Raw genomic sequence first — 22,956 nt, forward strand, 5'->3', positions numbered from 1 at the left:
GTTTTTTTTATAAAAAAAACTCTGATTTACTTTCAAGATTGTAAACCAGAGTTCAAAGATATCGAACTTGTTAATTCTGCATGCAATTTGCAAAATTGTGTAATTGAGAAATGCAGGTTTAGTTTAACTGCATGTCTGCAATGATATTTTGTATTTTGCTATCTAAGAATTTCTCTGCTTCATCAAAATCAGAAACCGATGCGATTTCAGCATTTACACTAATGTAGAATTTAATTTTAGGTTCCGTTCCACTTGGTCTAGCGCAAATTTTTGATCCGTCTTCTGTATAATAAATCAATACATTCGATTTTGGAATTTCCATTATCGATTCTGAACCGTCTAATAAATTTAAAGCAATAGACGATTGGTAATCCTCAACCATAATAACTCTTTGTCCGTTGATTTCTTTTAAAGGATTCTCGCGTAAATCAATCATCATTTGGTTGATTTCTTGTAAACCTTCCATTCCTTTTTTAGTCAGCGAAACTAAGAATTCTTTGTAGAAACCATTTTCAACATAAAGCTGTAAAAGTTCTTTATAAACAGAGCTTCCTGCAGCTTTAGCTTGAGCAGCAACTTCGCATATTAATAAGGTAGCAGCAACAGCATCTTTGTCTCTAACGGCATCGCCAACCATAAATCCGAAACTTTCTTCACCACCACCGATAAATTCAAGCTCAGGAAAATCTTTGATCATTTTTGCGATCCATTTAAAACCAGTCAATCCTACTTTGCATTCAACACCATAACTTGTTGCCAATTCCATCATCATTGGAGTAGAAACGATTGTTGAACCTACGAATTGTTTTCCGTTTAGTTTACCTGCTTTTTTCCATTGTTTCAATAAGAAAGAAGTCATTAAAACCATAGTCTGATTTCCGTTCAATAAAATCATTTTACCATCGTTGTTGCGAACAGCAACTCCCAAACGGTCGCAGTCAGGATCTGTACCCACTACAATGTCAGAATTTGTTTTATCTGCTAGAGCCAAAGCCATTGTTAACGCTTCTGGTTCTTCTGGGTTCGGAGATTTTACTGTTGGAAAATTTCCATCTGGAATAGCCTGTTCAGGAACAATATGAACATTTTTGTATCCAGCTTGCGATAAAGTATCTGGAATTGATTTTATAGAAGTTCCGTGCAATGAAGTAAAAACGATATGAAGGTTGTCTTTAGCTTCAGCTGGAGTATTAAAACTTGCATTTTCAATAGACGATTTTATAAATGCTTTGTCTATTTCAGTATCAATGTATTCAATCAAATCTTCGTTTGCATTGAATTTGATTTTATCGTAACCCAAACTTTCAATTACATTGACAATTTCTTTGTCTTGAGGCGGAACAATTTGCCCACCATCTTGCCAGTAAACTTTGTAGCCGTTATATTCTGGTGGATTGTGAGAAGCTGTTAAAACAATTCCGCACTGGCATTTTAAATATTTAAGTGCAAAAGATAATTCTGGAGTTGGCCTTAAATCAGAAAACAAATACACTTGAATTCCGTTTGCCGAGAAAACATCAGCTACCACTTTTGCCAAAGTGTTGCTATTATGGCGACAGTCGTAAGCAATAGCTACTTTTAAAGGTTCGTTTGGAAAAACTTGATGCATGTAATCAGATAATCCTTGAGTATTTTTTCCAAGCGTATATTTATTGATTCGGTTATTTCCGATTCCCATAACACCGCGCATTCCTCCAGTTCCAAACTCTAGGTTCTTGTAAAAACTTTCTTCAAGTTCTTTAGGAGAAGTTGTCATTAATTCCTTAACAGCAGCTTGCGTTTCTTGATCGAATGTTGGTGTCAACCATTCGTTTACAGCGTTTAATATATTTGGTGCAATGTTCATATGTTTTTTTTAAGTTTTAATTAAAGATAAGGCCTTTTTCAGGAGCTAATCCTGCTGTCCACTATATCTTTTGTGGTGAACCCCACCACAAAAGGATGCCGTTCCCATCAGGGCTAGGGCGCTTCGTTAAAAATTAACCTCTCGGGCTACTTTGTAACGTGCTTCATTGCTTTTAGTTCTTAAGATAATTTCGCCTAAGAAACCTGCTAAAAATAATTGAGTACCAAGAATCATAGTGGTTAAAGCAATGTAAAACCACGGATTGTTGGTAACCAAAGTATATTTCATTCCAGTATACATGTGGTATAGTTTGGAAACACCAATGTATCCGGCAGATAAAAATCCGATAATAAACATTAGAGAACCCATTGCGCCAAATAAGTGCATAGGTCTTTTTCCGAATCTTGATAAAAACCAAATCGTAATCAAATCCAAGAAACCGTTTATAAAACGTTCCATTCCGAATTTTGTTTCACCATATTTTCTAGCTTGGTGAATGACTACTTTTTCGCCAATTTTTCCAAATCCAGCATTTTTAGCCAAAACAGGAATATAGCGGTGCATTTCGCCAGAAACTTCAATGTTTTTTACCACGACATTTTTGTAGGCTTTCAATCCGCAGTTAAAATCGTTTAGCTCAACGCCAGAAGTTTTTCTAGCCGCCCAGTTAAATAATTTTGAAGGAAGATTTTTGGCCACAACAGAATCGTAACGTTTCTTTTTCCATCCAGAAACCAAATCGTATTTCTGATTTATAATCATTTCATACAATTCAGGAATTTCGTCTGGGCTGTCTTGCAAGTCAGCATCCATGGTAATAATAACATCACCTTTTGCTTTTGCAAAACCAGCATGTAAAGCCTGAGATTTTCCAAAGTTTTTCATGAAACGAATCCCTTTTACACTAGGGTTTTCGTTAGAGAAACTTTCAATAATCTGCCAAGAATTATCTGTACTACCATCATCTACAAAAATGATTTCATAAGAGTAATTGTTAGACTGCATCACTTTAATGATCCATGTGTAGAGTTCTTTAAGTGATTCCTCCTCGTTTAGAAGCGGTATAAGTATAGATAAATTCATTTATATTTTTATTCTTGTGTAGATTTGCTTTTAAAAAATGCTGCTAAAATTAATCCTAAGATTGAATAGCCAATAATGCTGAAAATAAGAGCTTTTAATTGTTCAACAGTTGAGAAAGGATTATTTTCTTTCATTTTAGCTAATGCTTCGTTTATTTTAGCGGCTGGAGTTCCAAATTTCTGTAATGTTTCAGCCATGTATTTAACCAATAATTCGCTTATAGTTGTTTTTGCTTCAGGATCAATTACATTAAATAATAGGATGCTGAACAAAGTAGAAATTGCAAGAGCAATTATTGTAGTTATAAAGAAGGTTGTAAAAGCGTCTTTGAAAGAGAAAAAACCATTGATGTCTTTTTTTGTTTTAGTAAGTAATACGATTCCAATTACTACATAAATAACAAAAGTTAAACCGCCAATCCAGCCTGAAACAAATAATTTTAAATCTACGGCATAGATAGTTGCTGTAATTAATGCCAGAATAATTCCTAAGATGATTCCGTAAGTAACGCCGTTCTTTTTTATAACTTCATTAATCATATTTTAATAGGTTTAAAATTAATCCACAAATATAGTAATTCCCACTATAATCGGATATAAAAAAAGCTTTTCGAAATAAACTAAAAAAAAGTAAGCTAACTGTTTGTTTATTAAAAAAGAATTGTAAATTTGCACACTCAAAAATAATTAAATTTTTAAACAAAAAAGAGTATTGTTTGTTTATACCTTTTTCTAACCATGAAAAAGCTTCAAAATGAAGATGCTCTATTAACAATAAATAAAAAGACAAGATGAAAAAAGGAGTTCACCCAGAAAATTACAGATTAGTTGCATTTAAAGACATGTCTAATGATGACGTTTTTATCACTAAATCTACTGCAGATACAAAAGAAACAATTGAAGTTGACGGAGTTGAGTATCCAGTTGTAAAAATGGAGATTTCTAGAACATCTCACCCTTTTTATACTGGTAAATCTAAACTTATCGATACTGCAGGACGTATTGATAAATTCAAAACTAAATACGCTAAACACGCTAAAAAATAATAGCTGTTTTATATTATACAAAAGCCTTCCAATTCTGGAAGGCTTTTTTTATGCGTTAAATATTACTTTTCGTTAAAATGGTTTTTTACTAAACCGGTAAAATATTTGTAACTTTGGTGCCAGGTAACCAAATCAAATTTTAACAAACACTCAATTATTTATGAACTACATTCTTTTCGACGGTCCCGTTCGGAATGCTTTATTACCCTTTACTTTTACACGTCCAGTAGCTGATATTTTGGTAGGAATCATGACAATACGCCAGAAATGGGAAAAATATCTTGGTTCGACAATCACGACTATAACAGAGGAATATTTATCAGAGAAATTCCCAATGGTTGAAATGGAGGAAAATGTAATGATCAATGCAGCGTATTTGCCAAATGATACTCTTGCAGAGATGGTTTCTAATTTAACAGAAAACCAAGCAATCTTTAAAGGTGAAGATGTAATTGCATTTTTTGCAAACGAAAACCAAGAAGAAGTCGATTTTGATTCTTATGAAATTATTCAGTACAATGAAGATTGTATTACGATAGAGCATACTTGGGATATTTTCTCAAAAAACGATGCAGCGATTCGTCAAGATTTTAAATACTTGACAGAAGATCGTACTTCGCAACCCATTCCTAAAAGCGTTAATGTAATTGCTCCAGAAAATATTTTTATTGAAGAAGGTGCAAAACTAGAGTTTGTAACTTTAAACGCTTCAAACGGCCCTATATATATAGGTAAGAATACCGAAATTATGGAAGGCACGGTTATTCGCGGACCTTTTGCTTTATGTGAAAATGCAATGGTAAAAATGTCGGCGAAGGTTTATGGTGCAACGACTGTTGGGCCAGGATCGAGAATAGGCGGAGAAGTTAAAAACTCAGTTCTTTTTGCCAATTCAAATAAAGGGCATGAAGGATTTTTAGGAGATTCTGTTCTAGGGGAATGGTGTAACATTGGAGCAGATTCTAATAACTCAAACCTAAAAAACAATTACGAAGAAGTAAAATTATGGAGCTATGAAACAGAAGGTTTTGCTAAAACCGGACTTCAGTTTTGTGGTTTAATGATGGGAGATCATAGTAAATGCGGAATCAATACGATGTTTAATACAGGAACTGTTGTTGGTGTAAGCGCTAATATTTTTGGTTCTGGATTTCCTCGTAATTTTGTTCCTAGTTTTTCTTGGGGAGGAGCAGCAGGTTTTACAACTTATGTAACTAAAAAAGCTTTTGAAACAGCGAGGTTAGTGATGAGCCGAAGAAATATAGAATTCGATGCAACGGAAGTTGCAATTATGGAGCACATTTTTGAAGAAACAAAAAAATGGAGAAAAGACTAATTTAATTAGATAATTATAGCAAACCCGACAGGTTTTTAAAACCTGTCGGGTTTTGTTATTTTAAGGTTTTAGAGAATTTTCTAATTTCCTAATTGACATATTTTCTAATTTTACTTATTTATCAATCTTAGTAAAATCCCCTTTTAAGTTGAATTTTAATTCTAAACCATTGGTTAATTTTGTTTCATATCCAGAAGAACCAATTTCTATTTTGGTTACGTCTTCTTTAGGGAAATTTGCTTTTATGTAAGAAGCAATTTTTTTTGGGATAATAGATTTTGGAACTTTTCCAGTTTTAGCATCCACTTCTTTCCAGTTTCCTTTTTTGTCAAATTCAATTTCTGTTTGATTGCTAAATTGAACTTTGTATTCTGTAGATAGAATTTCTTTGTCTTCTAATATATAGCTAGGTTTCTTAGATCCAAAATGTGTTTTTAAGAATGTTTGTGCGTTTCCCGGTAAAGCCTCTTTTTTAATTACAGTTTTTTGTGCATTTGTAGTAAGTCCAAATAGTAATCCCGTAATTAAGCAGATTGTCAGTTTTAATTTCGTTCTCATATTTTGCTGATTTTTAAAATTATAGTACAAGTTAAGACTAAAATTTTGAAATATTAAAAAATGATTGGGGTTTCGTTCTTTGCGATTAAGACATTATTTAATTTGTAAATTATCTGGACAACACATTTTCATAATTATCTAATTTTCAAATTGCCTAATTATCTAATTAATCTATCTTTGCAGCACGAAAAAAAAATGGGTAGTCAGATAAACGATTAACCGATTAAACAAATTAACAAACACAAATGATTACAGTTAACGATATTTCGGTTCAGTTTGGTGGAACTACACTTTTTAGCGATGTTTCTTTTGCTATTAATGAAAATGACAAAATTGCCCTTATGGGTAAAAATGGTGCGGGAAAATCTACACTTTTAAAGATAATTGCAGGTGCAAACAAACCTTCAACCGGAAGTATTTCTGCTCCAAAAGAAGCTGTAATCGCTTACTTGCCACAGCATTTGCTTACCGAAGATGGTGCAACGGTTATGGAAGAAGCATCAAAAGCTTTTAGTGAAATTTTTACAATGAAAGCCGAAATCGATGATATTAATGAGCAATTGACAGTTCGTACAGATTATGAAAGTGACGAATACATGAAATTGATCGAAAGAGTTTCTGACTTAAGCGAAAAATTTTATGCAATTGAAGAAGTAAACTACGAAGCTGAAGTTGAAAAAATTTTGGTTGGTTTAGGTTTTGAACGTGAAGATTTTGGACGTCAAACTTCTGAATTTTCAGGAGGATGGAGAATGCGTATTGAATTGGCTAAAATCCTATTGAGAAAACCTGATTTGATTTTGCTAGATGAGCCAACGAATCATATGGATATTGAAAGTATTCAGTGGTTAGAGGAATTTTTGCTAAACCAAGCTAAAGCCGTAGTGGTAATCTCGCACGATAGAGCTTTTGTTGATAATATCACCAATCGTACTATTGAGGTTACAATGGGAAGGATTTATGATTATAAAGCAAAATATACTCATTATTTAGAATTAAGAAAAGATCGTAGAATCCACCAGCAAAAAGCATATGATGAGCAACAAAAAATGATTGCAGAAAACCGTGCTTTTATTGACCGTTTCAAAGGAACATTCTCTAAAACAGATGCCGTTCAGTCTCGTGTAAAAATGCTTGAAAAATTGGAAATTGTTCAGGTTGATGAAGTAGACACATCGGCCTTACGATTAAAATTCCCGCCAGCAGCACGTTCTGGGCAATATCCTGTTATTGTAAAAGAAATGTCTAAAGCTTACGGAGATCACGTAGTATTTAAAGATGCAAACATTGTAATCGAGCGCGGACAAAAAGTAGCTTTTGTTGGGAAAAATGGTGAAGGAAAATCGACAATGATTAAAGCCATTATGAAAGAAATTGGCGTTGATTCAGGAAGCGTAGAAATTGGTCATAATGCACAGATCGGATATTTTGCTCAAAATCAAGCGGCTTTGTTAGATGAAAATGCTACCATTTTTGAAACAATCGATAGCATTGCAGTTGGCGATATCAGAACACAAATCAAAAATATTTTGGGAGCTTTCATGTTTCAAGGTGATGATATTACTAAAAAAGTAAAAGTGCTTTCTGGAGGAGAGAAAACCCGTTTGGCAATGATTAAATTATTGTTGGAGCCAGTTAACTTGTTAATTCTAGATGAGCCTTCGAATCACTTGGATATGAAAACCAAAGACATTATTAAAGATGCTTTACGCGATTTCGACGGAACTTTGATCTTGGTTTCTCACGACCGTGATTTCCTTGACGGATTAGCGACGAAAGTTTTTGAATTTGGAAATAAAAGAGTGAAGGAACACTTTGAAGATGTGGCTGGTTTCTTAGCGCATAAGAAAATGGATTCTATGAGAGAGATAGAGAAATAATATTTTTTCAATATAATTTTTAAAGGGCATAAGTTTATTCTTATGCCCTTTTTCTTTGTTGCAATATTCGTAACAGTGTTTTAATGCAATTTTTTTTACATAAAATATCTTTTTTTGTTACTTTAGTATTCCCATTTCGTGTTGACTATAAGTAATTAAGTTTTTTGATCAAGAATAGAACGCTGATTTTTAAATCACTATATAAGCATTGCTGTTTCATTTAATTTAAGCCTATGAGTAAAAGTCTACTATCGCCATTTTTTTTCTTTTTTTTATAACGCCATTTTTTTTCTACGCCCAAGGAGATGTGAATCAAGGAGCTGATAAAAAAGAGAGTGAAGAAGTAAAATATCCGCAATTTCAATTAAAAGGGCTTCTTCAAGCAAGATATCTAGAGAGTTTTGGAGATAATGTAGACGTTTTAGGAACTCATCATTCAACGGGAGATGCAGTTCAAAGTTCTTTTGATATAAAAAGAATGCGTGTGGGTTTAAATACAAAGTTAAGCGAGACTACAGAAATTGTAATTCTGGTCAATTTAGCCGATTTTAAATCTGATCCAAAGGGAAAAGTTCTTGAAAATGCCTACGGGAAATATACTTTTAATAAATATATAGCTTTAACAGGAGGGCAATTTCGTCCAGCATTTGGTCTTGAGGAGCTTGTTCCGGTAGATATTATTAAATCTTTTGATTTTTCGAATCAGTATTATGAATTTGGAAAAAATGGATGGACAAGTTTTTAAATTGGAGCATCAGCGACAGGAGGTTTTGATATTGGAAAAATTCCGGTGAATTATGCGGTTTCTATTTTAAACGGAAATGGGAAAAATGTAGAAATGGATAAAGATAACGGAAAACAATATTCGTCAAGATGGGTTTTTGGTTTGTCAAAAGAGCATAAAATTAATCTGGGTTTAAACGGAGGTTTTGGAAAAGTCTTTAAGGAAGATGTTTTTGCATTAGGAGCAGATATTACCAGTGATTTTAAAATAACCGATAAACTAAGTTTTGATTTGCAGATAGAATATAAGCAAGGAACAAACCATAATTTATATTATTCTTTGCCAATTGCTAGCCGTACAGATAATGTTGCAGATTGTCAAATGCGCGGAATCTATTTTCTGCCGAATTTTAGATATGAAGTAGATTATAAAAAACTCACCGCATTTGAAATTTCTTGTCGCTACGAAACTTTTGATCCGAGCTACAAAATCGATTCAAATGTGCGCACCACTTACACTCCAATGGTTAGTTTGGAATTCGGAAAATCGTATACAGGACGTATCGAGATGGGATTTGAAATTGACAGATTTGATAAGAGTATTCCAGATACGTCAACCTACAACGATAATTTATTTTTAATTCAGTTACAGCTCAGAATTTAATTCACTTAATCTTTGTTTTTATGAAAGAAGTAAAAATTCCACAGACCCTAATTACGCTGGCAGTTTTGGTTGCCATTTGGTTTGTTCCAGCTCCAGAAGGAGTTGTAACAGAAGCTTGGCATTTATTTGCCATTTTCGTAGCTACTATTTTAGGAATTATCTTAAAAGCGGCTCCGATGGGAACAATGTGTATGATTGCAATTGCTTTAACGGCGATGTCTCAGGTTTTGGCTCCAGGAGATCCTGGAAAATCGATCACATTAGCATTAAAAGGATTTGGTGATAAGGTAATCTGGCTAATCGGAATTTCATTTTTTATAGCAAGAGGATTTATAAAAACAGGTCTGGGAAACAGAATTGCTTTTTTATTTATAAAAATATTCGGAAAAAGTTCTTTAGGGCTCGCGTATGGTTTAGGATTGGCAGATTTGGTTTTAGCGCCAGCTGTTCCAAGTAATACGGCTAGAGGAGGAGGAATTGTTTATCCGATCATGAAATCAATGTCGATGAGTTTTGGTTCAATGCCAGACAAGCCAGAAACACATAGAAAATTAGGGGCTTATTTAACTTTAAATAGTTATAATATGAACTTGATTGCTTCTTCAATGTTTTTAACAGGAACAGCGAGTAATCCGATGTGTCAGAAGTTTGCGCTTAATTTAGGAATAAAAATTAGCTGGATGTCTTGGGCGGCGGCGGCAATTGTTCCGGGGTTATGTGCTTTTATTGTAATTCCGTTCGTTCTTTATAAAATTTATCCTCCAGAATTAAAAAAGACTGGAGATGCACCGCAGATTGCAACACAGAAATTGAAAGAAATGGGGGCAATAACTAGAGATGAATGGATGATGCTGCTGACCTTTTTTATTCTGCTTTTTCTTTGGATGACAGGAGATCTGCTTTCTATCGATGCAACAACAACAGCTTTTATCGGATTGGTAATTTTACTTTTAACTTCAGTTTTGACTTGGGATGATGTAAAAGCCGAAAAAGGAGCTTGGGATACCATTGTGTGGTTTTCTGTTCTAGTAATGATGGCCAGTTCGCTTAATGAATTAGGTTTTATCGCATGGTTTAGCGATTTAGTAAAAGCAGAAATTGGCGGATTAAGCTGGCAGATGGCTTTTCCAATCATTATATTGGTATACTTCTTTAGTCATTATCTTTTTGCAAGTGCAACTGCGCACGTTGCAGCAATGTACGCAGCCTTGCTTGGTGTGGGTGTTTCGCTCGGAATTCCAGGATTATTGCTAGCATTTATGCTTGGTTTTGTCGGATCTCTTTACGGAACTTTAACGCACTATGGTCACGGTCCGGCACCCGTATTTTTCGGGAGCGGTTACGTTGACCTAAAGAGCTGGTGGATCAAAGGGCTTATAACTGGTTTGGTTATGCTCTTTATCTATATGGTAATAGGAGGATTGTGGCTCCGAGTAATTGGATATTTTTAGATTCTGATTCCTGGAGGAAGTAATTCTTTGTATCTAGGGTTTTTTTTGAAAAACGAAACAATCTTTGGGTGAATAGGAACTACTCTGTAATTTTTTTCAGAACTTAAATCTAATATATTTTTAAGCAGCATATTGATCGTTTCTTCGTTCTCGTATGAATCTGGTTTATTGATCTTGGTTAAAAAGATTTTTTTTTCTTGAAATGAATACTCAACTGCTAACATTCCTTCGGGGATGACAGTTTCAAATTGGCGTGCAAAAGTGTTGTCTTTGATTTCCATAGTTACAGAAGATTCCATAGTAATTTCTTGTTAGGTTATTGGTAAATAGTGAATTTGGGACTCGAAATTTTATTGAAAGAAAATTCTTTATAAGTTTTAAATTCAAGAAATATTTCGAATTGCAAAGGTAATCATTTGATTTTCAATATTAAATTATTTTTTGCAGCTATAAACTTTAAGTTTTTGTTTTGAACTTGGATTTTTTTTGAATTGCTATAAAATAGGTCTGAAATTTGATTATCGTGACATTAAAAAAAGTAACTTTATTTTTTAGAATAAATGTCTTAATGGTAATTTCATTTTAATGTTATGAGTAAAATTCCAGTTTATTTTATGCCAGGTTTGGCGGCGAGTTCATCTATTTTTGAAAGAATAAAATTGGATGAAGATACTTTTGAAATGCATCTTTTGGAATGGGAAATTCCAAATCCGAAAGAATCTTTATCAGATTATGCGCTTCGAATTAGTAAAAATATAAAACACGAAAATCCTGTGTTAGTCGGAGTTTCTTTTGGCGGAATTCTAGTTCAGGAAATTTCAAAACATATAAAAACACGAAAAGTTATTATTATATCGAGTGTAAGAAGCAATTTGGAGTTCCCGAGAAGAATGAAAATAGGGAAGAGGACAAAAGCTTACAAACTAATTCCGATGCAGTTAATTCTGAATGTTGAGAAATTGGCTAAATTTTCATTTGGCGAAAAAGTCAATAAACGAATTAAATTGTATGAGAAATTTTTATCTGTCCGTGATTTAGGATATCTGCAATGGGCGGTAGAAAGTGTAATTTTATGGGAGCGAGATAAAATTGATGAAAATGTAGTGCATATCCACGGAGATAAAGATGATGTTTTTCCGATTAAGTATATTGATAAATGTATTTTAGTCAAAGGAGGAACTCATATTATGATCTTGAATAAGTATAAATGGTTGAATGAGAATTTGCCATCGATTATACTTGATTAAATTCCAATTTTAAAAATCCCAAATTCCAATACTTTATGTATGTAGTTTTGTCATCCTGAGGAACGAAGGATCACACTAGAAACTCCATACAGAGAATTGCCAATGTTTGTCGAGCTACGAGTGCGATCCTTCGTTCCTCAGGATGACAAACTAGACAAAGAATTTTCATTCAGTAAAAAATCTAAAATCTAAATTCAACAATCAAAAATAAAAAATCCCAAACTCTTTTGGAATTTGGGATTTATAATATTGTAATTTAGAAAATTAGATTTTCTTCATTTGTTCTTTCATCATAGAGATTTGCTCTTTCAGCATTCCTTGTTTGTCTAATTTTTTAGCTTCGTTTAATAAATTAGTCGCTTCCAATTTTCTTCTGCGAGACATCGCAACTCCAGCAAGGTTTAATTTAGCTACAGCCAAATCCATATCCATTGATAATCCAAGTTCGATTGCTTTTTTGAAATGTTTCTCCGCTTGGTTGATATTAGTTTGAGATAACATAATACCTTGTAAGTAATTTAAGTATCCTTGTTGTTTTCTTACTAATGCACCTTCTGGATTTTTGATATATGATAACCATTTATTAGCACCTTCGAAGTCTTGTTTTCTTAATTTAAGGAAGGCTAAAAGGATAAATTCGTTTTTAAAATAAAGAAAAATTGGAATTGCAGTCAATAAGATAAGGAATATACCATTCCCAATATTACTTTCTGTAAATTGCCAAATGCCCGCCACTACAAGAAGTCCGGCCAAAATAAGTTTAATATTCTTGTGAAACATAATTATTGTAAATTTGTGATTGCAAAGATAGTAAAAGGAATTAAAAATATTTTTATAAAAGTACTTGCCAGAAAAAAAAGTCTTTGTATATTTGCACTCGGTTTTTGAACAACGATATCCAAAACCAAATAAACGAGTTAATAGATACCATTTTTAAAGATACAAAGCAATGAGCAAAAGAACGTTTCAACCATCGAAAAGAAAAAGAAGAAATAAGCACGGATTTATGGACAGAATGGCTTCTGCGAATGGAAGAAAAGTTCTAGCGCGTAGAAGAGCAAAAGGAAGACATAAATTAACTGTTTCTAGCGAGCCTAGACACAAAAAATAATGTTTGTATAAACATACATAAGGCGATTACTTTTTTAGTATCGCCTTTTTTTATACCTTGTCGGTAAAAAATCTCTCAACTTTCTAGTTTATAGTGCACTAGAAAAGTTTTTTTAAATCGTAAATAACTACACAATACATACAAAATGCCTAAAGACACATCAATAAAATCAGTTTTAATAATAGGTTCAGGACCTATTGTTATTGGCCAAGCTTGCGAATTCGATTATGCGGGATCTCAATCTGCGCGCTCGATTCGTGAAGAAGGAATTGAGGTTATCTTGATTAACTCGAATCCAGCGACGATTATGACCGACCCATCTATGGCCGATCATATTTATTTGAAACCTTTAACGACAAAATCGATTATTGAAATTCTTAAGGAACATCCACAAATTGATGCTGTTTTACCAACAATGGGAGGGCAAACAGCCTTAAACTTGTGTTTGGAAGCTGAAGAAAAAGGAATCTGGCAAGATTTCGGAGTGAGATTAATCGGTGTTGATGTAAATGCTATTAATATTACAGAAGACAGAGAGCAGTTTAAGCAGCTTTTAGAAAGAATTAATGTACCAACTGCACCTGCAAAAACAGCTACTTCTTACCTTGAAGGAAAAGAAATCGCTCAGGAATTTGGTTTCCCGCTTGTAATTCGTCCTTCGTTTACACTAGGAGGAACTGGAGCAGCTGTGGTTTACAAAAAAGAAGATTTTGATGAGCTTTTAACTCGCGGACTTGAAGCTTCTCCAATTCACGAAGTTTTAATTGATAAAGCTTTGATGGGATGGAAAGAATATGAGTTAGAGCTTTTGAGAGATAAAAATGACAACGTTGTAATTATCTGTTCTATCGAAAATATGGATCCAATGGGAATCCATACGGGAGATTCGATTACAGTGGCACCAGCGATGACTTTATCTGATACCACTTTCCAAAAATTACGTGACTACGCTATCTTAATGATGAGAAGTATCGGAAATTTTGCTGGAGGATGTAACGTACAATTCGCAGTTTCGCCAGATGAAAAAGAAGATATCGTAGCCATCGAGATCAATCCTCGTGTATCTCGTTCTTCTGCTTTAGCATCAAAAGCAACTGGATATCCAATTGCAAAAATCGCTTCTAAATTAGCTTTAGGATACAACTTAGATGAGTTGCAAAACCAAATTACAAAATCGACTTCGGCTCTTTTCGAACCAACTTTAGATTATGTAATCGTAAAAATACCACGTTGGAACTTCGATAAATTTGAAGGTTCAGACAGAACTTTAGGTCTTCAGATGAAATCTGTAGGTGAGGTTATGGGAATTGGACGTTCTTTCCAAGAAGCACTTCACAAAGCGACTCAATCTTTAGAGATTAAAAGAAATGGCTTAGGAGCAGACGGAAAAGGATACAAAGATTACGAATTAATTATCGATAAACTGACTTACGCAAGCTGGGACAGAGTTTTCGTAATTTACGATGCAATTGCAATGGGAATTCCGTTGAGTACAATTCACGAAATTACAAGAATCGATATGTGGTTCTTAAAACAATACGAAGAGCTTTATACTTTAGAAAAAGAAATCTCAAACTACAAAGTTTCAGATCTTCCTAAAGAATTATTGCTTGAGGCAAAACAAAAAGGTTTTGCTGACAGACAATTGGCTCACATGATGAACTGTTTGGAAAGTGAAGTGCATACTTTGCGTATGGAGAAAAACATCAACCGTGTGTTCAAATTGGTTGATACTTGTGCAGCTGAATTTAAAGCTAAAACACCTTATTACTACTCAACTTTTGAGGCAGAAATCGAAAAAGCAAATGGAGAGCGTTATGTAGATAACGAAAGTGTTCTTACAGATAAAAAGAAAGTAATCGTTCTTGGTTCTGGACCAAACAGAATTGGTCAGGGAATCGAATTTGATTACTCTTGTGTACACGGAGTTTTAGCAGCTAAAGAATGTGGTTACGAAACGATCATGATTAACTGTAACCCTGAAACGGTTTCTACAGATTTTGATACTGCTGATAAATTATACTTCGAACCAGTTTTCTGGGAGCACATTTATGACATTATCCAACACGAAAAACCAGAAGGTGTAATTGTGCAGTTGGGAGGTCAGACAGCTCTTAAATTAGCAGATAAATTGTCTAAATACGGAGTAAAAATCATCGGAACTAGTTTTGATGCACTTGACTTAGCAGAAGACAGAGGAAGATTCTCAGATTTATTGACTGAATTGCATATTCCTTTCCCAAGATTCGGAATCGCTGAAACTGCTGACGAAGCTTCAAAATTGGCAGATACTTTAGATTTCCCACTTTTAATTCGTCCTTCTTATGTATTAGGAGGTCAGGGAATGAAGATTGTAATCAACAAAAAAGAGTTGGAAGAGCACGTTATCGATTTGTTGAAAGCAATTCCAGGAAACAAATTACTTTTAGATCATTACTTAGCAGGAGCAATCGAAGCTGAGGCTGATGCAATTTGTGATGCTGATGGAAATGTTTACATCATCGGAATTATGGAGCACATTGAGCCTTGTGGAGTTCACTCTGGAGATAGTAACGCAACATTGCCTCCTTTCAACTTAGGAGAATTTGTAATGCAGCAAATTAAAGATCATACGCATAAAATTGCGAGAGCTTTAAAAACTGTTGGTTTAATCAACATTCAGTTTGCAATTAAAGATGATACAGTTTACATCATCGAGGCAAATCCTAGAGCTTCAAGAACGGTTCCGTTTATTGCAAAAGCTTATGGAGAACCTTATGTAAACTACGCTACAAAAGTAATGTTAGGTCACAATAAAGTAACTGACTTTGATTTCAATCCGCAATTAAAAGGATACGCAATCAAACAACCGGTTTTCTCTTTCAGTAAATTCCCGAATGTAAATAAAGCGTTAGGGCCAGAAATGAAATCAACAGGAGAAAGCATCTTGTTTATTGATGACTTAAAAGACGATCAATTCTACGAATTGTATTCAAGAAGAAAAATGTATTTGAGTAAATAATCTCAGATTCTATTATAAAAAGAAAGCTCCAATGAAAATTGGAGCTTTTTTATTTTAAGGTTTTACTCTGATTATTTATTGTCTTTGATAATTATTAATTCACTATTAGATATTTATTCAACTCTGGCGAATTCTGTTAACACGCGTTTTGCTTTTGTGTAATATAAGTAAAAAATAAGAAAAAAAATACTTTTATTTTTTATAATGTAGTATTTCGATTACTTTTGTGTTTAATGATAAAACTAAAATATATGAGAAAAATGAACAGGATTGTAATGATGATGATGATTTTTTGTCTTACACAATTCTTTATTCAGTGTAGTAATGATGATAAAAGAATTGAAGAACCTACAGTAGAGTATAGTGAAGAAATAACTACGTTAAGAAATTTTCTAGTAGAATCTTTAGGAATTGATGTTAAGGAAATAAAGTATGATTTAGAAAGGGAAACTTTTATAGTGTCTGGAGATATGTTAATATCACTAGAAAATGCAAGAGGTCGTTATAATCATATGAATTCAAAGATTACAAGTAAAACAAACCAACAAAGTGGGCAATATTTTGTAAAACCCGAATTAGCATCATCTTATAAATTATATATAGAGCCAGATGTACCGCAGGAATGGAGAACAGCATTGTACCAAGCTATTGATAAATGGAATAATGTAAATAGCAGTGTTTTTATAAGTGTTGTTGATGCTGCGAATTATACTCCATATGTTACACCAAAAGTTAAAATGCTTAAAGCAGATTCAAATAGTAGCACTATAGCATCAGCCGAGCTCCCATATTACGATGGAAGACCAGGAAAGATAATTAGTATAAATAGTTATTATAATTCCGCTGATCCATCTAAGAAGTTTTTTACAATGGCTCATGAATTAGGACACATTTTTGGATTAGGTCATACCGATCAAATAGAATCGCACTATTATCATATACCATGTACTCCTACTCCTATTTCGGGCGATGAAAACTCTGTAATGAAGGCTGCAGCACGTACAGGATGGAGCAATTTTAACTATTATGATATTGTTGCAATAAGCACCATATGCCCAATTGAGACAGGAACAAAAAAGTTATATAGATATAAAAAAAATCAATATTACTATTACTCAACTAATCCATGTGAAATAACTCCAGGTAAAGATGGTTATGTTTTCGATGGAGATGCTGGTTATTTATATTCAACACAAGTTCCAGAAACGGTTCCATTGTACAGATCAGTTAATATACCTTCAGTCAAAGATCATAAATTAAGTACTACAACTTCATCGGTTGATGATCTAGTTTTAGGTTATATATATACTACTCAGCAACCACGAACTACCAAAGTTTTTAGATATAATTTAAGTGATAAGAATTTTCCATTTAATAAGTATTACTTATATACAAAAATTGTTGATAAAGAAAATCCGTTAAATTTTTCTCTTGGATATGTTCCTAATAATATAGTTTATGATTATACTAAACCAGATATTATATTGAAATAGACTTATAATTTTGTTAAAAAGCTCCAATGAAAATTGGAGCTTTTTTGTATTTATTCAGTTCTAAATTTATTCACTTTGACCAAAGTTCATATTGTCTCTAGTATTTTTCTGAACTGAAATTGCACCGAATAACGCTAATAGAAAAGCAAAAGCATAGAAACCTTTTTCGCTAGGAAGAATTGTTGCATTCCATAATCCAACAACCAAAAGAACGATTGAAAGTAATGTTCCGAACCAGCAGATTCCGTAATAAATATCTGTTACAGGAAGTTTTTCAAGTCTGTCTCTAACGCTTTTTTGCAAAGAAACTACGGCAAAAAGACCGAACATTAAAACGGTAAAATAGTATCCTTTTTCATTTAATAACATTTCAGCTCTTGCTAGTCCAACGATAAAACCGACAGTTCCAGCTCCAAGAGCTACCCAAGATGCCGCAATAAAGGCATTTGAAGTTTTTTGTATCATATTAATTCTGGTTAAATTAGATTTTTGAGATTTGTTTTTTTTGGTAATCTCAGTTCGTAAATGTAATTAAATTTGATTAATGGCAAAATGAAAACGCAAACAAATTAATAAGTATAATCTTAGCAGATGTTATAAAAAAAGCCCCAATATATTGGAGCTTTCTTAATTTAAAAAGTAAGATTGTATTATTTTTTAAGCAATTGTTCTAAAGGTTTTAACTGTTCCATATCTATTTTAGATTTCTGTAAAACAGACATTAAAGTCATAATGTTGTTTGGATTCATGTTTTCGCCTAAAACCCTAACTACGGCAAACCCATTTTCTTTTCTATTGGCAAAAATGATAAACTCTTTAATATTATCATCACTACCAACATAGCTAACAGAAGCACCGTCTTTGCCAGAACCAATTTTCATTAACTCTTGATATTTCGGATCTTTTAATATGGCTTTTACTTTATTTCGTTCTGTCTCAAACTGTGCCTGATTGTTTTGATCAGCTTTGAAAGCTAGAATATTCATTTTGTCAAACGAATTTAAAGCTTCGTTTTGTTCTGCTGATAGATTTGTTTTATCCACATTCAGGATGTTTGGTGAAACATCTAATGCTATGAAATCTTTTTTCTCCGAATTTTCAACAAAATACTTTTGTAATGTTGGTTCAGAATTACAGCTTCCTAAAGTTAGAAGAGCCGTAAGTGCTAAGATGAAAATATTTGTTCTCATTGTTATTTTTTGCCTTTAGAAGCTTTCTTTAAGTCTGTACCGCCAGGAAGTTGCATTTTATCTGTTAATACTGAGATTTCGTTTAGATCAAAATTACCAGTTAAAGATAATAAAACAGTTTCGTCGTTTTTTGCACCATCCACATACATTAATAATTCTTTTATTTGAGTATCTGTAGCGCCAGATTTTACCATTATTCTAACATTTTTCCCGCCATCATTTACACGCATTAATTCTTCTAGACCGGCAGTTTTTACGTATTTGTCGGCAGTAGCTTTCATGTCTGCTTCGATTTTTGGATTTTTAGTGGTAAACACTTTTAAGTAATCCAGTTTTTTAATTAGAGCAATATACTGCTGTGTTTCTTTATCAGAAGCGTCAACTTTTACTTTGCTCATTAAATCGAACATTTTTTTGTTTACAATTACTGAAGTTACTTCATCCTGACCATCAAATTTGTCAAAAGCGCCTTGTGCGTAGAATGTTGTGCTTACTAATGCGAATACTAAAGTTATAATGAAGTTTTTACTCATACTTAGTTTATTGCTTTTTTGGTATTCGTGAATCGTTGATTTCATGACTATTTTTGTGTTTAATTACTGTTTAAAAATTTTGTTTTTTGATTGTTCGAATTCATTAATGTAGTGTACACTTTCAATACCTACATTAACATTGCTTGATAATAATGCCAAAGCTTTTTGTGTTGCTTTAAGCGCTTCTTCGGGATCATCATAGGTTCCTAATTCTGTTTTCGAAGCTACTGCAGTAGTGTTTTTTTGTTCGCTCGCAAAATAATAGGTTCCAATTCCCAGCAAAACAACAGCTGATGCCGCAATCGATAACCACGCTACGTTACGTTTCTTAGATTGTAGTGGAATTTCATACGTTGATTTCTGTTCTTTTGCATGAGAGAAATAGCCAAACATAGATTTGTATTGCTCCAAATGCTGCGCAACATTTGGTGAAGAGAAATATTCTTTTAATTGATTTTCCTCAGCAATAGAAGTTTCTCCCTGAAAGTATTTTTCTAATATATCTTCTATTTTATTTAGTTCCATAAAGGTGTGTATTTGTCATTGATTCTCTAATTTTTTTTCTTGCTCTCGAAAGCGCCACTCGTATTGCCGTTTCGTTCATATTAACGATTTTGGCTATTTCTTCAAATTCATATTGCTCCACATCTCGTAGCTGAATTAATAATTGCATTTGTTCGGGCATCTCATTTATAATTTTTTCAACCCATTCTAAACTGTCTTGATCTTCCAGTTTTTTATCCAATTGCGGCTGCCGATCGGTAAAGTTGTTGTGAACAATTTGCAGATTGCTAGCCCTTTTAGATTTTAGCTGATCGAGACAATAATTTTTGGTCATAGTCATCGCCAATGCTTCTACGCTATTATAGCTTTGCAGATTGTCTTTTTTGTTCCATAATTTTACCATTACTTCCTGAGTTGCATCTTCTGCTTCTTCGGTGCTAGTAAGCAATCTTTTTGCCAGACGAAAAACTTTGTCTTTAAAAGGATTTATTAATTCTATAAATACAACTTGGTTCATTAATCTGATGGTTAATCGTTAGCTTATATATTCAAGACGAGACACAATTATATTTGTTACAACAAAAAAGAAAATATTTTTTTATGTAAAAAAAATACTGCTTTTAAGATAAAGCTAAAACTAAAGATACTATTTTTACGTTTATTCAGAATATATAACCTACACGATATGAAAACAAATTTAAAGAGTATTCTTTTTCTCTTTTTATTCGCATTTTCTTTACAGTCTTGTGAAGATCAGGATGATGTTGCAGCTCCAGCAGACTTGCAGATTAATAATTTTATTTGGAGAGGACTAAATGAAGTCTACTTATGGCAGGCTGATGTGCCCAATCTAGCAGATGGCCGTAATTTGCAGCCCAATTTTAATCAGTTTTTAAGAGGATATTCTCATTCAGAGGATTTGTTTGAAGATTTATTGAACAGGCCTGTGAGTAAATATCCAAATGGCGATGCCATTGACCGTTTCAGTTGGATTGTTGAAGATTACACTGTTTTGGAACAGGAGTTAAGCGGTGTTACAAAAAATAATGGTGTTGACTTTACATTGAGCCGCGTATCTTCAGGATCGAATGATGTGGTAGGTTTTGTACGATATATTATTCCAAATTCTGATGCTTCTACTAAAGCCATTAAGCGTGGTGATCTATTTACGAGTGTAAATGGTGTGAAACTTACGGTTTCAAATTATCAAGAATTATTATTGAACAAGGATAGTTATACGCTAAACTTGGCAGATTATAATGGAAGCAGTTATGTTTTGAATGGAAAATCGGTTGACTTGACGAAAACTGTTTTAGAAGAAAATCCTATTTTAATCAGTAAAGTGATTCCTTCTGGAAGCCATAAAATTGGGTATTTAATGTACAATGGTTTTTATCCAGGATATGACGAGAAATTAAATCAGGCTTTTGGCGAATTCAAATCGCAAGGAATAACAGACCTAGTTTTAGATCTTCGATATAATGGAGGAGGATCTGTTACATCTTCAATTAGACTTTCTAGTATGATTACAGGACAGTTTGATAATCAGATTTTTGCTAAAACGCAGTTTAATACAAAGTGGATGAAAGATATGACTGCTGATGATTTAGAAAGTTTGAATTACAGATTTGTAAATAATATTGATGGAAAAGCGCTAAATAGCTTAAACTTAAGTACTGTCTATATTATTACAACGGCTAGTACTGCATCTGCCAGCGAATTGGTTGTTAACGGATTAACGCCTTATATTAATGTAGTTCAGATTGGAGAAACTACGACAGGTAAAAATGTGGGTTCGTATACGATTTATGATTCAGAAACTTTATTTACTAAAAAAGGAATTAATCCAAATCATAAATATGCAATGCAGCCTTTAGTGTTTAAAATTTCAAATTCTGCAGGTTTTGGAGATTATACTCAAGGTTTGCAACCTACTTTTGTGCAAAGAGAATATTTGGATACCTATGGAGTTTTAGGTGAAACGTCTGAGCCTTTGCTTAATCTAGCTATTTCAAAAATTACAGGTGTTTCTGCTAGAAGAGTTCTAAACGATTCTGAACCAGAACATCCTTATGTGACAGATTCAAAAATTATAAACGGATTAAGACACGGAATGTATTTTCAAAATGCTCCAAAGAGTTTTTAAGAAATTATGTAATAAATAGAAAAGGCTTTCATCACTGAAAGCCTTTTCCATAAAAAAACAAAAACTAATTCTAAAGGTAAAATTAATCGTTAAAGTAGAATCCGTTTGGACCTAAACCAACAGTTAATTCTTTTAATAAGCTTCCGCTTAAGTTATAAATATAAGCTTTACTGCTTGAAGCAAAATCACCACCATCTGCAATAAAGATTCTATCATCTTTTACAGCAAAACCATACATTTTTCCGTACTCAGAAGTTGAGCTGTATTCGAAAATTGGAGTTGTAGAAGCTGATGTTGCGGTGTAATCCATAGCGTAAACTGCAGTTTCTAGAGTATAGTATATTTTATTGTTGTAAATGTCTAGGTTTCTAACTCCATCAAGAGCTTCTGGAAAAGTAATTTTGCTGATAGAATTGTCAGACAATTTTACTTTTAAAATTTCACTTCTTTCTCCGTATGAGCTTCTAATGGTGTATAAAACACCATCTTTAATTTCCATTGTATCTGCTCCTAAACCAATAGTTACAGAAGTTTCAAGCTTGTTTGTTGCTGGATTTACTACAAGTAATTTATCGTTATTGTAAGGTTCAGTTACATAAAGTTTATTGTTGTAAACTTCGATATGATTAGCTGTTGCGTTTAAAGCAATTGTAGATTCTACTTTGTTTGTAGCTAAATTGATAACAGCGATAAAATCATCTGTATTACCAGCTGGGTTTGTGTTCGACGCGTAAGTATTGGCATTAGTTACATAAGCTTTTCCGTCTTTTACAACACCATATCTTGGAGTAATTAGGCCAGTTTCGATTTTTGCTTCAAGTTTAAATGTATAACGATTTACTACATTTATAACATTAGAACCGCCAGCAATAATGTATGCTTTATCTCCATCAAAAAAGATATTCTGAAGATATTTTCCAACAAAATCAGAACCATTTACAGTACTGTATACATCTTTTGTGAAAGTATTTAAATCGTCGCTAACGAAAGAAACAGAACCTCCATCAGTAAAATTTCCCTCATTTAAGATGAAAATTCCATCATCATAAACTCCTTTTGGATCATTGGAGTCATCGTCATTAGAACAAGAAACAAAAAGCGAAACGCTAAGTGCTACTAAAAATAATCTAGTTAGTTTCATTATA

General features: G+C 33.1%; 23 protein-coding genes. 11 read left to right on the plus strand and 12 right to left on the minus strand.

Annotated features, from left to right (window positions below; genetic code table 11):
* Positions 1-118: 118 nt before the first annotated feature.
* The 3 genes from BSF41_RS10835 to BSF41_RS10845 all read right to left on the minus strand — a co-directional run bounded on the left by BSF41_RS10835 (position 119) and on the right by BSF41_RS10845 (position 3,468).
* The gene (locus BSF41_RS10835; protein ID WP_095929505.1) at positions 119-1,846 is read right to left on the minus strand and encodes a phospho-sugar mutase; all 1,728 of its coding nucleotides are present in this window, start codon (positions 1,844-1,846) and stop codon (positions 119-121) included.
* Positions 1,847-1,972: 126 nt separating this feature from the next.
* Positions 1,973-2,929, minus strand: a complete 957-nt coding sequence (locus tag BSF41_RS10840) for a glycosyltransferase family 2 protein (RefSeq protein WP_095929506.1) — start codon at positions 2,927-2,929, stop codon at positions 1,973-1,975.
* Positions 2,930-2,937: 8 nt separating this feature from the next.
* Positions 2,938-3,468 (minus strand): DUF4199 domain-containing protein, encoded by a 531-nt coding sequence (locus tag BSF41_RS10845; RefSeq protein ID WP_095929507.1) that lies wholly within the window; start codon positions 3,466-3,468, stop codon positions 2,938-2,940.
* 251 nt (positions 3,469-3,719) lie between these two features.
* Between BSF41_RS10845 and BSF41_RS10855 the strand changes: the two genes are divergently transcribed.
* Positions 3,720-3,974: a type B 50S ribosomal protein L31 gene (locus tag BSF41_RS10855; RefSeq protein WP_007804523.1), complete on the plus strand. Its 255-nt coding sequence runs from the start codon at positions 3,720-3,722 to the stop codon at positions 3,972-3,974.
* A gap of 160 nt (positions 3,975-4,134) precedes the next feature.
* Positions 4,135-5,310, plus strand: coding sequence for a GlmU family protein (locus tag BSF41_RS10860; RefSeq protein WP_095929509.1), 1,176 nt, complete (start codon positions 4,135-4,137; stop codon positions 5,308-5,310).
* A 114-nt stretch (positions 5,311-5,424) separates the two neighbouring features.
* On the opposite strand, the gene BSF41_RS10865 is transcribed toward BSF41_RS10860, so the two are convergent.
* On the minus strand, positions 5,425-5,868 hold the full coding sequence (locus BSF41_RS10865) for a PepSY-like domain-containing protein (RefSeq protein WP_095929510.1): 444 nt from the start codon (positions 5,866-5,868) through the stop codon (positions 5,425-5,427).
* 245 nt (positions 5,869-6,113) lie between these two features.
* Here BSF41_RS10865 and BSF41_RS10870 point away from each other — a divergent pair, with 245 nt between their 5' ends.
* The 4 genes from BSF41_RS10870 to BSF41_RS10880 all read left to right on the plus strand — a co-directional run bounded on the left by BSF41_RS10870 (position 6,114) and on the right by BSF41_RS10880 (position 10,586).
* Positions 6,114-7,748, plus strand: coding sequence for an ABC-F family ATP-binding cassette domain-containing protein (locus BSF41_RS10870; protein WP_095929511.1), 1,635 nt, complete (start codon positions 6,114-6,116; stop codon positions 7,746-7,748).
* Between the two features lie 307 nt (positions 7,749-8,055).
* Positions 8,056-8,493 carry a porin gene (locus BSF41_RS23965; protein WP_253251804.1) on the plus strand — a complete coding sequence of 146 codons (438 nt, stop codon included), beginning with the start codon at positions 8,056-8,058 and terminating at the stop codon, positions 8,491-8,493.
* A 45-nt stretch (positions 8,494-8,538) separates the two neighbouring features.
* Positions 8,539-9,135, plus strand: coding sequence for a hypothetical protein (locus BSF41_RS23970; RefSeq protein WP_253251805.1), 597 nt, complete (start codon positions 8,539-8,541; stop codon positions 9,133-9,135).
* A gap of 20 nt (positions 9,136-9,155) precedes the next feature.
* Positions 9,156-10,586, plus strand: a complete 1,431-nt coding sequence (locus BSF41_RS10880; protein ID WP_095929512.1) for an anion permease — start codon at positions 9,156-9,158, stop codon at positions 10,584-10,586.
* On the opposite strand, the gene BSF41_RS10885 is transcribed toward BSF41_RS10880, so the two are convergent.
* Positions 10,583-10,885 carry a GNAT family N-acetyltransferase gene (locus BSF41_RS10885; protein WP_250837246.1) on the minus strand — a complete coding sequence of 101 codons (303 nt, stop codon included), beginning with the start codon at positions 10,883-10,885 and terminating at the stop codon, positions 10,583-10,585. The genes BSF41_RS10880 and BSF41_RS10885 overlap by 4 nt on opposite strands.
* Positions 10,886-11,176: 291 nt before the next feature.
* On the opposite strand from BSF41_RS10885, the gene BSF41_RS10890 reads away from it, so the two are divergent.
* Positions 11,177-11,833 carry an alpha/beta hydrolase gene (locus BSF41_RS10890; RefSeq protein WP_095929513.1) on the plus strand — a complete coding sequence of 219 codons (657 nt, stop codon included), beginning with the start codon at positions 11,177-11,179 and terminating at the stop codon, positions 11,831-11,833.
* Positions 11,834-12,097: 264 nt separating this feature from the next.
* Here the strand turns inward: BSF41_RS10890 and BSF41_RS10895 are convergent, their stop codons facing one another.
* Positions 12,098-12,613: a hypothetical protein gene (locus tag BSF41_RS10895; protein WP_011921618.1), complete on the minus strand. Its 516-nt coding sequence runs from the start codon at positions 12,611-12,613 to the stop codon at positions 12,098-12,100.
* A 169-nt stretch (positions 12,614-12,782) separates the two neighbouring features.
* Here BSF41_RS10895 and rpmH point away from each other — a divergent pair, with 169 nt between their 5' ends.
* From rpmH to BSF41_RS10910, 3 genes are all read left to right on the plus strand, one after another.
* Positions 12,783-12,944 carry a 50S ribosomal protein L34 gene (gene rpmH, locus BSF41_RS10900; protein WP_008464848.1) on the plus strand — a complete coding sequence of 54 codons (162 nt, stop codon included), beginning with the start codon at positions 12,783-12,785 and terminating at the stop codon, positions 12,942-12,944.
* Positions 12,945-13,089: 145 nt separating this feature from the next.
* On the plus strand, positions 13,090-15,945 hold the full coding sequence (gene carB / locus BSF41_RS10905) for a carbamoyl-phosphate synthase large subunit (protein WP_095929514.1): 2,856 nt from the start codon (positions 13,090-13,092) through the stop codon (positions 15,943-15,945).
* A gap of 251 nt (positions 15,946-16,196) precedes the next feature.
* Positions 16,197-17,438: a M57 family metalloprotease gene (locus tag BSF41_RS10910; RefSeq protein WP_172426886.1), complete on the plus strand. Its 1,242-nt coding sequence runs from the start codon at positions 16,197-16,199 to the stop codon at positions 17,436-17,438.
* A gap of 66 nt (positions 17,439-17,504) precedes the next feature.
* Here the strand turns inward: BSF41_RS10910 and yiaA are convergent, their stop codons facing one another.
* The 5 genes from yiaA to BSF41_RS10935 form a co-directional block, all read right to left on the minus strand.
* Positions 17,505-17,903 carry an inner membrane protein YiaA gene (yiaA, locus tag BSF41_RS10915; protein WP_095929516.1) on the minus strand — a complete coding sequence of 133 codons (399 nt, stop codon included), beginning with the start codon at positions 17,901-17,903 and terminating at the stop codon, positions 17,505-17,507.
* 185 nt (positions 17,904-18,088) lie between these two features.
* Positions 18,089-18,628, minus strand: coding sequence for a DUF4252 domain-containing protein (locus tag BSF41_RS10920; protein ID WP_095929517.1), 540 nt, complete (start codon positions 18,626-18,628; stop codon positions 18,089-18,091).
* Between the two features lie 2 nt (positions 18,629-18,630).
* Entirely contained in the window at positions 18,631-19,206 is a 576-nt protein-coding gene (locus tag BSF41_RS10925) for a DUF4252 domain-containing protein (protein WP_253251806.1), read from the minus strand.
* Positions 19,207-19,224: 18 nt separating this feature from the next.
* Entirely contained in the window at positions 19,225-19,686 is a 462-nt protein-coding gene (locus BSF41_RS10930) for a hypothetical protein (protein ID WP_095929518.1), read from the minus strand.
* Complete coding sequence (locus BSF41_RS10935; RefSeq protein WP_008464858.1) at positions 19,673-20,182, minus strand: RNA polymerase sigma factor; 510 nt, start codon at positions 20,180-20,182, stop codon at positions 19,673-19,675. The genes BSF41_RS10930 and BSF41_RS10935 overlap by 14 nt, the downstream gene beginning before the upstream one ends.
* A 168-nt stretch (positions 20,183-20,350) precedes the next feature.
* Here BSF41_RS10935 and BSF41_RS10940 point away from each other — a divergent pair, with 168 nt between their 5' ends.
* Positions 20,351-21,811 (plus strand): S41 family peptidase, encoded by a 1,461-nt coding sequence (locus tag BSF41_RS10940; RefSeq protein WP_095929519.1) that lies wholly within the window; start codon positions 20,351-20,353, stop codon positions 21,809-21,811.
* Positions 21,812-21,893: 82 nt separating this feature from the next.
* On the opposite strand, the gene BSF41_RS10945 is transcribed toward BSF41_RS10940, so the two are convergent.
* Positions 21,894-22,952, minus strand: coding sequence for a DUF5074 domain-containing protein (locus BSF41_RS10945; protein WP_095929520.1), 1,059 nt, complete (start codon positions 22,950-22,952; stop codon positions 21,894-21,896).
* Positions 22,953-22,956: the final 4 nt, after the last annotated feature.

This window comes from Flavobacterium sp. ACN2 (assembly GCF_002303885.1).
Taxonomy (GTDB): domain Bacteria; phylum Bacteroidota; class Bacteroidia; order Flavobacteriales; family Flavobacteriaceae; genus Flavobacterium.